Source organism: Pseudomonas guineae (assembly GCF_900113745.1).
Classification (GTDB): domain Bacteria; phylum Pseudomonadota; class Gammaproteobacteria; order Pseudomonadales; family Pseudomonadaceae; genus Aquipseudomonas; species Aquipseudomonas guineae.
Genome location: NZ_FOQL01000001.1, coordinates 1,919,204 through 1,932,160, shown reverse-complemented (window position 1 = coordinate 1,932,160; position 12,957 = coordinate 1,919,204). Strand labels below are relative to the sequence as shown.

Below are 12,957 nucleotides of genomic sequence, written 5' to 3'. Positions count from 1 at the left end.
ATGGCTCAACCGCGGCTGTATTCGCCCGCTGCTTCTGGCTGATATTCCACTGCCAGCAGCATCAGCTTGAGCACTTTGCCGCCGGGCGCGACCCAGTCGATATGCTGACCTACTGACAGGCCGAGCAGAGCGGTGCCGACCGGCGCCAGGATCGAAACACTGCCTTCGCTACCGGCATCCTGCGGATAGACCAGCGTCAGGTGGTAATCCTTACCACTGCTTTCTTCGCGGCAATGCACGCGAGAATTCATGGTCACCACCCCGGCCGGCACCTCGTCATGACCCACCACATCGGCACGATCGAGTTCAGCCTGCAACGCCACGGCATTGGGGCCTAAGTCATCGAGACTGTCGAGCAAATGCTCCAAACGCTGCAGGTCAAGACGGGTGATGGTGAGCGAAGATGTGCTGGTCATGGTGCGGGTATGTCCCCTTTACGGATCGTGAAAAAAGCAAAACCCCATCACGAAGACGGGGGTTTTGCAAGATTTTGCTGACCGTAACACAGCTACTCAAATAAACAAGACCGCCCGGTCAAGGGTTGCTGCTACGTTGCTGCAGGCGCATCTCAGCCGCTGCGCAAATTGCGCGCTGGCGCAGCCGGTCGGCTTTACTCCAGTCGAGAATATCCTGCAGCGTACGACCGCAGCCTAGGCAAACATCCTGCTCATCCAAGCAGCACTGGCGGCGGCAGGGCGAGACAACCGGCTCGCCCACAACCTCAGAGCTCTTCGAACTCAAGGTCGGCACCGGACTGATCCAAGGTGATGCGCGCGAGCATTTCACCTAACTGCTCATCGCTGCTGTCACACATCCAGCGTTCGCTGGCCTGGTCGTAATCGAAATGAAAACCACCGGAACGTGCCGCCAACCAGAGTTGGCGCAGCGGCTCCTGCCGGCTGAAGATCAACTGAGTGCCGTTTTCGAAACGCACGGTCAACACTCCGGCGGAATTTTCCAGGTCAACATCCAGATCGCAATCATCAAAAATATCTTCCACCGCCTGTTGGGTGGCATCGACCAGATCGTGAAAGCGGGCTTCGGTCAAACTCATTACGACATACCTCTAAAAATTCAGCAGCCAGAAAAGAACGCGGACTGCAGTGATTAACTGTCGCTCAATTGGCGGCGATATTCGCCGGGACTCTGCCCGGTCCAGCGACGACACGCGCGAGCCAATGAACCGGCTTCACTGAAGCCAACCAGAAAGGCGATCTGCGCCAGCTCCAGCGCTGGATCACGCAGATAATGCAGCACCAGTTGCTGGCGTGTTTCATCCATCAACTGGTTGAAGGATAACTCGGCTTCGCGCAAACGCCGCTGCAGGGTACGCGGACTCAGCGCCAAACGCCCGGCGATTTGTTGCAGACCCGCACCCATTTCCGGTAGTTGCCGTTACAGCTCTAGGCGCGCGCTATCGAGCACACTGCGGCCCTGCCGAATTTCTCCAAGCAGACGGTCAGCATAAGCGTCAAGCATCAGACGTACTTGAGCATCGGCCTGGCCAAGCGGTGTGGCGAGCAAGCGCTTGGGGAAGACCAGCGCATTATCGACCTGCTCAAACAGCACCGGACAGCGGAATATCCGCTGATACTCCGCCCCATCAATGGGTGCGGCATGCTGAAAACGCACTTCATTCGGCGGGATGTCCACGCCGCTGATCCAGTAGCCGAAGGTCACACAGCCGGCCAAGGTTTCCTCGCTGAGCTGACGCTCCTGCTGAGGCAGCAAGGGCCACCACCTGAGCGCCACCAGCGGTTCCAAATCGGCACACGCGGGCTCATCCGCTAAATCTACCTGACCCAGGTTAGCGACCAACGCAGCGTAACGGGCCTGGCGATGCATCGGCGAGGGTCGCGCAACTCATGATCAAGTAACCCAGCACGCCGCAATAACCCGGGCGTATAGCTTCGCCCAGATGCAGCCCGAGCTGCTCATCACCGGTCAGGCGTGCGCCATGCCCGAGCAGCTGCAGATGCTAATGCGCTGATCACGTTGCGCGAGCACCTGCGGACTCAGCTGCACTGACTCGAGCAACGTCGCAGTGTCGAGCTCCTGACGCCCCAAGTAATCCAGCAAACCTTGCAAATAGGCGACTGAAACTGAACGGCTCACAGCTACAGGGTTGTCCATCCGGCCTCCTCATCAGCGGTAGCGGGCACTAGGGCGAACGATACAGACAAAGCCCCGCCAGACGGGAAACCCAGCGCATAGGCAAGGCGTCGGGGGCTCGGTATACTCCGGCGCAATCATGCTTTTTACAGGGATTTCATCATGAAGCGGTTGTTTACTGCCCTCTTCACCGTGGTTGCTATCAGCACACTGCTCGTTGGCTGTGGCCAGAAAGGCCCGTTGTTCCTGCCGGAAGAAAGTGCGTCCGTGCCGTCTCAGGCTGAACCCGCAGCTGAACCTGCACAAACCGAATAAGGACAGCGCATGAACGCCTTCAACTACCGCGACGGTGCGCTGTTCGCGGAAGGGGTGGCGTTGTCCGCCATCGCCCAACGTTTCGGCACGCCGACTTATGTCTATTCGCGTGCACACATCGAAGCGCAGTACCGCGCCTATGCTGATGCTCTGCAGGGCATGGCGCATCTGGTGTGCTTTGCGGTCAAAGCCAACTCCAATATTGGCGTATTGAACGTATTGGCGCGCCTTGGTGCCGGTTTTGACATCGTCTCCCGCGGCGAGTTGGAGCGTGTACTGGCCGCCGGTGGCGAGGCGAGCAAGATCGTCTTCTCCGGTGTCGGCAAAAGCCGTGACGACATGCGTCGCGCCCTGGAAGTGGGCGTGCACTGCTTCAACGTCGAATCCACCGACGAGCTAGAGCGCCTGCAAGTGGTGGCCGCTGAACTCGGCAAGACGGCGGCGATCTCGCTGCGGGTCAACCCGGATGTGGACGCGGGCACGCACCCGTACATTTCCACCGGGCTGAAAGAGAATAAATTCGGTATCGCCATCGCCGATGCCCCGGCCGTGTACGTCCGCGCCGCGGCGTTGCCGAACCTGCAGGTAGTCGGTGTGGATTGCCATATCGGTTCGCAGCTGACCACGCTGCCGCCGTTTCTCGATGCCCTAGAGCGCCTGCTTGCGCTGATCGACAACCTGGCCGAGCAAGGTATCCAGATTAAGCACCTGGACTTGGGCGGCGGCCTCGGCGTGCAATACCGTGACGAACTGCCACCGCTGGCTGGCGATTACATCAAAGCGGTGCGTGAGCGCATTGCCGGACGTGATCTGAAGCTGGTATTCGAGCCGGGCCGTTCGATCGTCGCCAACGCCGGCGTGCTACTAACTCGGGTCGAATACCTCAAGCACACCGAGCACAAAGACTTTGCCATCGTCGATGCGGCGATGAACGACCTGATCCGCCCGGCGCTGTACCAAGCCTGGATGGATGTGATCGCAGTTGAGCCGCGCGACAGCGCTACCCGTAATTACGACATCGTCGGGCCGATTTGCGAAACTGGGGACTTCCTCGCGAAAGACCGCGAACTGGCACTCGCGGAAGGCGACCTGCTGGCAGTGTGCTCGGCCGGTGCTTATGGCTTTGTCATGAGTTCCAACTACAACACCCGCGGCCGCGCCGCCGAGGTGATGGTGGATGGCGAACAAGCCTTCGAAGTGCGTCGTCGCGAGACGCTCAGCGAGCTTTTTGCAGGCGAAAGCAGCCTGCCGCCCGCGAGCTAAAAGGACACGCTCATGTTATTGCGCTTTACCAAGATGCACGGCCTCGGCAACGACTTTATGGTCCTCGACCTGGTCAGCCAGCACGCGCACATTCAACCAAAAAACGCCAAGCAATGGGGCGACCGCCACACCGGCGTGGGCTTCGATCAGCTGCTGCTGGTCGAGCCGCCGAGCAACCCGGACGTGGATTTCCGCTACCGCATCTTCAATGCTGACGGCTCGGAAGTGGAGCAGTGCGGCAACGGCGCGCGCTGCTTCGCCCGCTTCGTGCTGGATAAGCGCCTGACGGTAAAGAAGCAGATCCGTGTGGAAACCAAGGGCGGCATCATCGAGCTGGACGTGCGCGCCGATGGCCAGATCAGCGTCAACATGGGCGCGCCGCGCCTTGTACCGGCCGATATCCCCTTTCAGGCTGACCAGCAAGCACTGAGCTATCGCGTGGCCGTGGATGGGCAGCAGGTTGAACTGGCCGCCATCTCCATGGGCAATCCACATGCGGTACTGCGTGTCGATAGCGTCGACAGCGCCCCCGTACACAGCCTGGGCCCGAAAATCGAACACCACCCGCGTTTCCCGCAGCGGGTCAATGTCAGCTTCCTGCAAGTGGTTGACCGCCAACGTGCCAAGTTGCGCGTGTGGGAGCGTGGCGCCGGGGAAACCCAGGCCTGCGGCACCGGTGCGTGCGCGGCGGTAGTGGCGGCGATCAGCCAGGGCTGGATGGACTCACCGGTGCAGATTGAACTGCCCGGCGGCAAACTGAGCATTGAATGGGCAGGCCAGGGCCAGCCCGTTATGATGACCGGACCCGCAGTACGTGTGTACGAAGGACAAGTTCGTTTATGACCGACAAGCAGGATTCACCCAAGCCATTGGATTCGGAAACAGTTGCCGCTTACCTGCGCCTGCATCCTGAGTTCTTTATCGACCACGACGAGTTGATCCCCGAGCTGCGTATTCCGCATCAGCGCGGCGATACCGTGTCGCTGGTTGAGCGCCAGGTGAAACTGCTGCGCGAGCGCAATATCGACATGCGTCATCGCCTATCGCAACTGATGGATGTAGCACGCGACAACGACCGCCTGTTCGACAAGACCCGCCGCTTGGTACTCGACCTGCTCGACGCCAACAGCCTGGAAGAAGTGGTCAGCTGTGTGGAGGACAGCCTGCGCAGTGAGTTTCAGGTGCCTTTCGTCAGCCTGATCCTGTTCAGTGACGCGCCGTTACCGGTTGGCCGCTCGGTTAGCAGCGCCGAAGCGCACCAGGCCATCGGCGGCTTGCTGGCCGGCGGTAAGACCATCTGCGGAGTGCTGCGCGAGCATGAGTTGAATTTCCTGTTCGGCAGCAAAGACGGCAAGCAGGTCGGTTCGGCAGCGGTGGTCAGCGTCGCTTATCAGGGTCTGCATGGTGTGCTGGCGATTGGCAGCAGCGATCCGCAGCATTACAAAAGCTCGCTGGGCACCCTATTTCTCGGCTATATCGCCGAAGTCCTGGCCCGCGTCGTGCCCGGTTTTGCCACACCCTTGCGCTCGGTGCGTTAACCGACGCAGCGACCGCACCGTAGGGAGCTTCCATGCAAGACCTCCTGGACGCCTACCTCGAACACCTGCGCAGTGAGCGCCAGCTGTCCTCGCACACCCTGATCGGCTACCGCCACGACCTCAGTAAGCTGCTGGCGCTGTGCACGCCCGAGCAGATTGACAGTTGGTCCGCACTCGACAGCGCACGTCTACGGCGCATGGTCGGTCACTTGCACCTGCAGGGGCAATCCAGCCGCAGCCTCGCGCGCCTGCTGTCGGCGACGCGCGGCTTGTACCGTTATCTGATTCGCGAAAGCCACTGCCAAAGTGACCCGGCCAGCGGCCTGATGCCGCCAAAAGGCGAACGTCGCCTGCCGAAAACCTTGGATGCCGACCGCACCGCACAACTACTCGACGGCGCCCTGGAAGACGATTTTATTGCCCGCCGTGATCAGGCCATGCTCGAACTGTTTTATTCATCCGGCTTGCGCTTATCAGAGCTGGTCGGCCTCAACCTCGATGGCCTCGACTTACCTGCCGGCCTGGTGCGCGTCATCGGCAAGGGCAACAAGACTCGCGAGCTGCCCATCGGCCGTATGGCACGTCAGGCCATGGAGCAATGGCTGCCGTTACGGGCCCTGGCCAAGCCTGCCGATGGCGCCGTGTTTATCAGCCAGCAGGGCCGCCGGATCGGCCCGCGTGCGGTGCAGCTGCGGGTACGTCAGGCAGGCGTGCGCGAGCTGGGCCAGCACCTACACCCGCATATGCTGCGCCATAGTTTCGCCAGCCACATGCTGGAGTCATCCCAGGATTTGCGCGCAGTGCAAGAACTGCTCGGCCACGCCGACATCGCCACCACCCAGGTTTACACCCACCTGGATTTCCAGCACCTGGCCACGGTCTATGACCAGGCTCACCCACGGGCCAAACGCAAAGGCAGTATAGAATGAGTATTCAGTTGATCACCTTCGACCTCGACGACACGCTGTGGGATGTCACTCCGGTGATGCAGGACGCTGAGGCGGCGCTGCGCAACTGGCTGGCCCTGCACGCGCCGCGCCTCGGCGCTGTGCCGGTGGAGCACCTGTGGTCGATTCGCACCGGCCTGCTGCTGGCCGAACCGATGCTCAAGCACCGCCTCAGCGAGCTGCGTCGGCGCATCCTCCTGCATGCCCTGGCAGACGCGGGCTACCCGCACAGTGAGGCACAGGTGTTGGCCGAAGCCGGCTTTCAGGTATTCCTCGCCGCGCGCCATCAGGTTGAACTGTTTGCCGAGGTGCACCCCACACTTGAAGCACTGGCCAATCGCTTTCAGCTCGGGGTGATCACCAACGGCAATGCCGATGTGCGCCGCCTCGGCCTCGCCGATTACTTCCAGTTCGCCCTGTGCGCCGAAGAGTTGGGTGTTGGTAAACCTGACCCTAAACCCTTCACCGAGGCGTTAAAACGTGCCGGGATTGCCGCCGAACACGCGGTGCATATTGGCGACCACCCGAGCGATGATATTGCCGGAGCGCAGGCGGCTGGCCTGCGCGCCATCTGGTTCAACCCCCAAGGAAAAGCCTGGGAAACCGACAACCACCCGGATGGGCAGATCCGCAGCTTGGCAGAATTGCCATCCTTGCTGCACAGCTGGAGCTGAGCGGCGAGCATATGGGCGTCAGGTGTAGGTTGGGTTAGCAGCCATCCCCAGCCCGCCCACGTCACCGATTCAGGTGCCGCGTAACCCAACAGAGTGTCGGCAGACACTTAGCAGTGATGGGTGACGCCGCCCAAGAAATGCGCCATTGCCAACGTTCGCCACAGCGGCTAACCCGAGCCACCACAAAAAAGCCCACAGGCTTATGGCCTGTGGGCTTTTTGGTTTACCGCAGGCGCTTAGATAGGGCGACTGCCGTATTTTCCTTCAGGCTTCTTGGGCGGGTCAGAAACCACATTCGGCTCGACCTCTTGCACCTTGCCGCCACGAGAAAGGAACTCCTCCATCGCGTGGGCCAGCGCATCACGGTCTTTCTGCTTGGCTTCTACGCTCGGCAGGTCTTCTACCGCGACAGCCGCTTTGGCTTTTTTAGGTTTGCTGGCGGGCACAACTTCGTCGTCACCGTCGCCATCATCATCGTTGCTGTCACCGTCATCCGCTGCAGCCAGTTCCTCGCCTTCGTCTTCGTCAGCGCTTTCTAGTTCGTCGTTTTCCAGATCATCGTCGCTCATGTTCCAACCTCATGACTTGCGAAAAGCAGAGTAGTTATAGCCCAACTGCGTCAGCTTTCTAACGCGGCCGGTAAAGATTCCAGTGTCTTGCCTTGGCCGAGCACTGCGCATCAGCGTTCTGCACTCAACGGCGCGCATTTTAGGGTCTGTTGCCGTTTCATCACAACCACACGCACGCTGAAAAACAACAGAGCCTATCGGCACGCAGAAAAAACAAAGGGCGCCATTAGGCGCCCTTGTTCAAAGCAGAGGGAATTAACGCTTGGTGAATTCCGGATAGGCTTCCATACCGCATTCGGCAATGTCCACGCCTTCGTATTCTTCTTCCTCACTGACTCGCAGACCCATTACCAGCTTGATGATGGACCAAACGATCAGGCTGCAGATGAAGACCCAGGCGAAGATCGAACCAATACCCAGCAGCTGTGCGCCGAGGCTGGCGTCGCTATTGGTCAGGCAGACAGCCAGCAGGCCCCAGATACCGACCACGCCATGCACCGAAATGGCACCGACTGGATCGTCGAGTTTGAGCTTGTCCAGACCGAGAATCGCGAAGACTACCAATACGCCACCTACACCACCGATCAGGGTGGCTTGCAGGGCAGTCGGCGTCAGCGGCTCGGCAGTGATCGCCACCAGGCCAGCCAGGGCACCGTTGAGGGCCATGGTCAGGTCAGCCTTGCCGAACAAGATACGCGCAACCATCAGCGCCGCGATCAAACCACCGGCAGCGGCCATGTTGGTATTAACGAACACGTTAGCCACGGCGTTGGCGTCTTCGATGGTGCTCATCTTCAGCTGCGAGCCACCGTTGAAACCGAACCAGCCCATCCACAGGATGAAAGTGCCCAGCGCAGCCATTGGCAGGTTGGCGCCCGGAATGGCGTTAACCTGGCCATTCGGACCGTACTTGCCTTTACGTGCACCCAGCAGCAGAACGCCCGCCAGCGCAGCCGTAGCACCGGCCATGTGCACCACGCCGGAACCCGCGAAGTCGAGGAAGCCGGCTTCGTTGAGGAAACCCGAACCCCATTTCCAGAAGCCCTGTACCGGGTAGATGAAACCGGTCATGACCACGGCGAATGCGAGGAAAGCAAACAGCTTCATACGCTCAGCCACAGCACCGGAAACAATCGACATGCAGGTCGCGGCGAACACTACCTGGAAGAAGAAGTCCGAACGCGCCGAGTAGTAAGGCGCATCGTCACCGCCAGCCAGGACCGACTCGACGCTGTTTTCAGCCCCCAGCAGGAAACCAAAGCTTGGCAGGATGCCGCCTTCCGGGCTGGAGTACATGATGTGGTAGCCGATCACCAGGTACATGATGCTTGCGACCGCGTACAGGGCGATGTTCTTGGTCAGAATCTCTGTGGTGTTCTTGGCTCGCACCAGACCTGATTCGAGCATGGCAAAACCCGCTGCCATCCACATCACCAGGGCGCCGCAAACCAAAAAGTAGAAGGTATCAAAACCGTACTGCAATGCAGTCAATGCTGTGTTGTCCATGGTTCACCTCTTGCCGTTACGCTTTTTAGCGCTATTCGGTTAAGGCGTCCGGGTTGGCGCCGGACGCACTCCGTGTGCTTACAGGTTGTAGCCGCGCTCGTTATGCAGGGCGAGATCGAGACCGATGGTCTCTTCCTCTTCGCTGACACGCAGGCCCATTACTAGGTCGATCACTTTCAAAATCACCAAGGTCACCACCGCGGTGTAGACCACAGTGAAGGCCACCCCTTTAAACTGGATCCACAACTGCGCCGGAATATCGACCACCGTACCGAAGCCACCCAAGGCCGGAGCGGCGAACGCACCAGTGAGGATGGCACCGACAATGCCGCCGACCGCGTGCACACCAAATACGTCAAGGGAGTCGTCATAACCCAGCTTGCGTTTCAGGCTGGTGGCGCAGAAGAAGCAGATCGCCCCACTGGCCAAACCAATCGCTAGAGCCCCCATCGGACCTGCTGTGCCGGACGCTGGTGTAATCGCCACCAGGCCCGCCACAGCACCCGAGGCAATGCCCAAGACGCTGGGTTTACGGTGGGTAATCCACTCGGCGAACATCCAGCTCAGTGCCGCCGTGGCCGTGGCAATTTGGGTCACCAGCATGGCCATACCGGCACTGCCGTTAGCCGCGAGCGCAGACCCTGCGTTAAAGCCAAACCAGCCCACCCAGAGCATGCTTGCGCCGATCAGGGTGTAACCCAAGTTGTGCGGCGGCATAGCGGTAGTCGGGAAACCCTTGCGCTTGCCCAGCACCAGGCAGGCCACCAGTCCGGCAATACCGGCGTTGATGTGCACCACAGTGCCACCCGCGAAGTCGAGCACACCCCAATCCCACATCAGTGCTCCGTCACCGCCCCAAACCATGTGCGCGATGGGCACATAGACCAGGGTGAACCACACCGCCATGAAGATCAGCATGGCCGAGAACTTCATGCGCTCAGCAAAGGCACCGACGATCAGCGCCGGGGTGATGATGGCGAAGGTCATCTGGAAGGTGACGAACACACTCTCCGGAATCCCAGCCACGAGACTGTCCAGGGTCAAACCAGAAAGGAAGGCTTTGGAGAAGCCGCCGACAAAGGAGTTGAGGTTGAGTACCCCTTGCTCCATACCAGTCGTATCAAAGGCCATGCTGTAGCCGTAAACGACCCACAGAATGCTGATCAACCCGGTGACGGCAAAACACTGCATCAACACCGACAGCACGTTCTTTGAGCGCACCATGCCGGCGTAGAACAGCGCCAGACCGGGGATGGTCATAAATAGCACCAGTACAGTGGCGACTAACATCCAAGCGGTGTCGCCGCTGTTTAGGCTGGCCTCTTCGGCCATGGCAAAGCCAGGAACGAGAGACAAAAGGGCTCCTAGCCCTGCGATTTTTCGCAGAGTCATGGTTTAACTCCTGGGGCGTGGGGTTCGTGCGGAGGCTTAAACTGCGTCGGTGCCGGTTTCGCCGGTACGGATGCGAATCGCCTGTTCCAGGTTTACAACGAAAATCTTGCCGTCACCGATCTTGCCGGTGTTGGCAGCTTTGGTGATGGCCTCGATCACACGATCGAGTTGATCGTCAGCGATGGCCACGTCGATTTTCACTTTTGGCAAGAAATCGACCACGTATTCAGCGCCGCGGTACAGCTCGGTATGGCCCTTCTGGCGACCAAAGCCTTTGACTTCAGTGACCGTGATGCCCTGCACGCCGATCTCCGACAGTGACTCACGAACGTCGTCCAGCTTGAACGGCTTGATGATGGCAGTGACTAGCTTCATGTAACTCTCTCCCGTGTATGGTGGACTTGCCCCAGGAATTACGAACCCAGTCCAAGTCTAAGCGCAGTGCCTGACTTTTGTAATGCATCGCAGCCCTGATCCAGCGGCACCTATGCTCAGCAACCACTCCCAACGAAACACTTCCCCGCTTCGCCTGACGCACCGGAACTGCATCGGTGCATGCGTCACAGGAGATAAAGCAGAAAGCTTGCCAGGTAAGTAAAATCCTATTTATTTCATGTAGTTATCCGAATAACCATGGGTTTTATCACATACCTGCAGACAGCCACCGCACAACAACGGTGCAACGACGGACTGAGCCACGCGCGAAAACCGTGCATACACCTCAACACTGCGCCAGCCGCACCCGGCAAGGCGAATAAAACAGCGTGCTACACTGCCTCATCTGTAAATGGAACCTGAATATGCTGCCACCTAAAGCCCTGCTAGACGCTCTCAGCACCCACGCCTCTCGCCTGTTTAGCGGTGATACACCCCTGCCGCGCGGCGAATTCGAAGCCCAGTTCAAGATGCTGCTCCAAAGTACCTTCAGCAAACTCGACCTGGTCAGCCGCGATGAATTCGACAGCCAGATGGTTGTATTAGCCCGTACCCGCGCGCGCCTGGAAGCCCTCGAAGCGAAGATCGCTGAGATGGAAGCCCGCAGCACAGATGTCACCGCTACCAACGAATAACGCCTGAGGCGGATGCATCAGCCGATCAAGGAGTGATCGATGTCCCTGGCCATAGTCCACAGCCGCGCCCAAGTCGGCGTTGAAGCCCCTGCCGTTACCGTCGAGGCTCACTTGGCCAACGGCCTGCCATCACTGGCGCTGGTCGGCCTGCCGGAAACGGCGGTGAAGGAAAGCAAGGACCGGGTGCGCAGCGCCATTCTCAATTGCGCCTTCGACTTTCCGCCCCGACGTATCACCCTGAATCTGGCGCCGGCCGACCTGCCTAAAGATGGCGGGCGTTTCGACCTGGCGATTGCCCTCGGTATTCTCGCGGCCAGCGGTCAGGTGCCAGCGGCGGCACTGGAACACCTCGAATGCCTGGGCGAGCTGGCCCTCTCCGGCGCCATTCGCCCGGTGCAGGGCGTATTACCCGCGGCACTGGCTGCACGCGCCGCCGGACGCACCTTAGTGGTGCCCAAGGCCAATGCCGAGGAAGCCAGCCTAGCGTCCGGGCTGACCGTGATTGCCGTCGAGCACCTGCTGGAAATAGCCGCGCACCTCAATGGGCAAACACCGATCGCGCCCTATCAAGCCCAGGGGCTGCTGTGCCAAGTGCTGCCCTACCCGGATTTAGCCGAAGTACAGGGGCAAATTGCCGCCAAACGTGCGTTGCTGGTGGCGGCGGCGGGTTCGCATAATCTGCTGTTTACCGGCCCGCCCGGCACCGGCAAAACTTTACTGGCCAGCCGCCTACCGGGTTTGTTACCTCCACTGAACGAACAAGAAGCCCTGGAAGTCGCTGCCATCCACTCCGTGGCCAGCCACACGCCGCTGAACGCCTGGCCACAGAGACCGTTTCGCACACCGCATCACAGCGCATCGGGGCCGGCGTTGGTCGGCGGCGGCAGTCGCCCGCAACCGGGTGAAATCACCTTGGCCCACCAGGGCGTGTTGTTTTTGGATGAACTTCCCGAGTTTGATCGCAAGGTGTTGGAGGTTTTAAGAGAACCACTGGAAAGCGGCCACATCGTGATCGCTCGCGCACGCGACAAGGTGCGTTTTCCCGCGCGTTTTCAGCTGGTAGCGGCGATGAATCCTTGCCCCTGCGGGCACCTGGGCGACCCTTCCGGGCGCTGCCGCTGTAGCAGTGAGCAGGTTCAGCGCTACCGCAGCAAACTCTCCGGCCCATTGCTTGACCGTATCGATTTGCACCTTACAGTGCCGCGCGAAACCACCCGCCTCAACGCCAGCGCAGAACCCGGCCCAAGCAGCGCCGAGCTGGCCGCCCAAGTGGTCAGGGCGCGCCAGCAGCAACTGGACCGGCAAGGCTGCGCCAACGCACACCTCGACCTTAACGGCGTGCAACAGCATTGCAACCTGCTCGACGAAGACCGCCTGTGGCTGGAAAACGCCTGTGAGCGCCTGGGGCTAAGCCTGCGCGCGGCACACCGCGTGCTAAAAGTCGCGCGCACCCTGGCCGACTTGGACAGCGCCATGCATATCAGCCGCAGTCACCTGGGTGAGGCCTTGCAATACCGCCCCAGCGGCCGCGAAACCTAAACAGCACGAACAAAAAATCCCCATTAAGGGGA

General features: G+C 60.1%; 15 protein-coding genes and 1 pseudogene. 8 read left to right on the top strand and 8 right to left on the bottom strand.

The annotated features are described in order from the left end of the window. Positions 1 to 5: 5 nt before the first annotated feature. The 4 genes and pseudogenes from rnk to BMZ32_RS08730 all read right to left on the bottom strand — a co-directional run bounded on the left by rnk (position 6) and on the right by BMZ32_RS08730 (position 2,133). Positions 6 to 416: a nucleoside diphosphate kinase regulator gene (gene rnk, locus BMZ32_RS08745; RefSeq protein ID WP_090241388.1), complete on the bottom strand. Its 411-nt coding sequence runs from the start codon at positions 414 to 416 to the stop codon at positions 6 to 8. Between the two features lie 118 nt (positions 417 to 534). Next, positions 535 to 717 carry a DUF1289 domain-containing protein gene (locus BMZ32_RS08740; RefSeq protein WP_090241386.1) on the bottom strand — a complete coding sequence of 61 codons (183 nt, stop codon included), beginning with the start codon at positions 715 to 717 and terminating at the stop codon, positions 535 to 537. A gap of 4 nt (positions 718 to 721) precedes the next feature. After that, entirely contained in the window at positions 722 to 1,054 is a 333-nt protein-coding gene (cyaY, locus tag BMZ32_RS08735; RefSeq protein WP_090241385.1) for an iron donor protein CyaY, read from the bottom strand. A gap of 53 nt (positions 1,055 to 1,107) precedes the next feature. Beyond that, a pseudogene (locus BMZ32_RS08730) lies at positions 1,108 to 2,133 on the bottom strand (AraC family transcriptional regulator). A 141-nt stretch (positions 2,134 to 2,274) separates the two neighbouring features. Here BMZ32_RS08730 and lptM point away from each other — a divergent pair. From lptM to BMZ32_RS08700, 6 genes are read left to right on the top strand one after another with little or no spacing between them, the layout of a single operon-like run. After that, the gene (gene lptM / locus BMZ32_RS08725) at positions 2,275 to 2,427 is read left to right on the top strand and encodes an LPS translocon maturation chaperone LptM (protein WP_090241383.1); all 153 of its coding nucleotides are present in this window, start codon (positions 2,275 to 2,277) and stop codon (positions 2,425 to 2,427) included. A 9-nt stretch (positions 2,428 to 2,436) separates the two neighbouring features. After that, positions 2,437 to 3,690 (top strand): diaminopimelate decarboxylase, encoded by a 1,254-nt coding sequence (lysA, locus tag BMZ32_RS08720; protein ID WP_090241382.1) that lies wholly within the window; start codon positions 2,437 to 2,439, stop codon positions 3,688 to 3,690. 12 nt (positions 3,691 to 3,702) lie between these two features. After that, positions 3,703 to 4,533 carry a diaminopimelate epimerase gene (gene dapF / locus BMZ32_RS08715; RefSeq protein ID WP_090241380.1) on the top strand — a complete coding sequence of 277 codons (831 nt, stop codon included), beginning with the start codon at positions 3,703 to 3,705 and terminating at the stop codon, positions 4,531 to 4,533. Further along, entirely contained in the window at positions 4,530 to 5,228 is a 699-nt protein-coding gene (locus BMZ32_RS08710) for a DUF484 family protein (protein ID WP_090241379.1), read from the top strand. Before dapF ends, BMZ32_RS08710 begins: the two co-directional genes overlap by 4 nt. Before the next feature lie 32 nt (positions 5,229 to 5,260). Beyond that, the gene (gene xerC / locus BMZ32_RS08705) at positions 5,261 to 6,157 is read left to right on the top strand and encodes a tyrosine recombinase XerC (protein WP_090241377.1); all 897 of its coding nucleotides are present in this window, start codon (positions 5,261 to 5,263) and stop codon (positions 6,155 to 6,157) included. Further along, the gene (locus BMZ32_RS08700; protein WP_090241375.1) at positions 6,154 to 6,849 is read left to right on the top strand and encodes an HAD family hydrolase; all 696 of its coding nucleotides are present in this window, start codon (positions 6,154 to 6,156) and stop codon (positions 6,847 to 6,849) included. Before xerC ends, BMZ32_RS08700 begins: the two co-directional genes overlap by 4 nt. A 236-nt stretch (positions 6,850 to 7,085) precedes the next feature. Here BMZ32_RS08700 and sutA read toward each other — a convergent pair whose 3' ends face one another. The 4 genes from sutA to glnK form a co-directional block, all read right to left on the bottom strand. Continuing rightward, complete coding sequence (gene sutA / locus BMZ32_RS08695; protein ID WP_090241374.1) at positions 7,086 to 7,418, bottom strand: transcriptional regulator SutA; 333 nt, start codon at positions 7,416 to 7,418, stop codon at positions 7,086 to 7,088. A 255-nt stretch (positions 7,419 to 7,673) separates the two neighbouring features. After that, positions 7,674 to 8,924 (bottom strand): ammonium transporter, encoded by a 1,251-nt coding sequence (locus BMZ32_RS08690; protein WP_090241372.1) that lies wholly within the window; start codon positions 8,922 to 8,924, stop codon positions 7,674 to 7,676. A 78-nt stretch (positions 8,925 to 9,002) separates the two neighbouring features. Continuing rightward, the gene (locus BMZ32_RS08685) at positions 9,003 to 10,316 is read right to left on the bottom strand and encodes an ammonium transporter (RefSeq protein WP_090241370.1); all 1,314 of its coding nucleotides are present in this window, start codon (positions 10,314 to 10,316) and stop codon (positions 9,003 to 9,005) included. A 36-nt stretch (positions 10,317 to 10,352) separates the two neighbouring features. Next, positions 10,353 to 10,691 (bottom strand): P-II family nitrogen regulator, encoded by a 339-nt coding sequence (gene glnK / locus BMZ32_RS08680; protein ID WP_021700071.1) that lies wholly within the window; start codon positions 10,689 to 10,691, stop codon positions 10,353 to 10,355. Between the two features lie 425 nt (positions 10,692 to 11,116). Between glnK and BMZ32_RS08675 the strand changes: the two genes are divergently transcribed. Both BMZ32_RS08675 and BMZ32_RS08670 read left to right on the top strand, forming a co-directional pair. Continuing rightward, a complete protein-coding gene (locus BMZ32_RS08675) occupies positions 11,117 to 11,386 on the top strand; it encodes an accessory factor UbiK family protein (RefSeq protein WP_090241368.1) in 270 nt (89 codons plus the stop codon). A 39-nt stretch (positions 11,387 to 11,425) separates the two neighbouring features. Continuing rightward, positions 11,426 to 12,925 carry a YifB family Mg chelatase-like AAA ATPase gene (locus BMZ32_RS08670; RefSeq protein WP_090241367.1) on the top strand — a complete coding sequence of 500 codons (1,500 nt, stop codon included), beginning with the start codon at positions 11,426 to 11,428 and terminating at the stop codon, positions 12,923 to 12,925. Positions 12,926 to 12,957 lie beyond the last annotated feature (32 nt).

Excerpts from the sequence above, each read along its gene's own strand:
- rnk (WP_090241388.1), bottom strand. The coding sequence starts at position 416 with ATGACCAGCACATCTTCGCTCACCATCACCCGTCTTGACCTGCAGCGT.
- cyaY (WP_090241385.1), bottom strand. The coding sequence starts at position 1,054 with ATGAGTTTGACCGAAGCCCGCTTTCACGATCTGGTCGATGCCACCCAA.
- lptM (WP_090241383.1), top strand. The coding sequence starts at position 2,275 with ATGAAGCGGTTGTTTACTGCCCTCTTCACCGTGGTTGCTATCAGCACA.
- lysA (WP_090241382.1), top strand. The coding sequence starts at position 2,437 with ATGAACGCCTTCAACTACCGCGACGGTGCGCTGTTCGCGGAAGGGGTG.
- dapF (WP_090241380.1), top strand. The coding sequence starts at position 3,703 with ATGTTATTGCGCTTTACCAAGATGCACGGCCTCGGCAACGACTTTATG.
- BMZ32_RS08710 (WP_090241379.1), top strand. The coding sequence starts at position 4,530 with ATGACCGACAAGCAGGATTCACCCAAGCCATTGGATTCGGAAACAGTT.
- xerC (WP_090241377.1), top strand. The coding sequence starts at position 5,261 with ATGCAAGACCTCCTGGACGCCTACCTCGAACACCTGCGCAGTGAGCGC.
- BMZ32_RS08700 (WP_090241375.1), top strand. The coding sequence starts at position 6,154 with ATGAGTATTCAGTTGATCACCTTCGACCTCGACGACACGCTGTGGGAT.
- sutA (WP_090241374.1), bottom strand. The coding sequence starts at position 7,418 with ATGAGCGACGATGATCTGGAAAACGACGAACTAGAAAGCGCTGACGAA.
- BMZ32_RS08690 (WP_090241372.1), bottom strand. The coding sequence starts at position 8,924 with ATGGACAACACAGCATTGACTGCATTGCAGTACGGTTTTGATACCTTC.
- BMZ32_RS08685 (WP_090241370.1), bottom strand. The coding sequence starts at position 10,316 with ATGACTCTGCGAAAAATCGCAGGGCTAGGAGCCCTTTTGTCTCTCGTT.
- glnK (WP_021700071.1), bottom strand. The coding sequence starts at position 10,691 with ATGAAGCTAGTCACTGCCATCATCAAGCCGTTCAAGCTGGACGACGTT.
- BMZ32_RS08675 (WP_090241368.1), top strand. The coding sequence starts at position 11,117 with ATGCTGCCACCTAAAGCCCTGCTAGACGCTCTCAGCACCCACGCCTCT.
- BMZ32_RS08670 (WP_090241367.1), top strand. The coding sequence starts at position 11,426 with ATGTCCCTGGCCATAGTCCACAGCCGCGCCCAAGTCGGCGTTGAAGCC.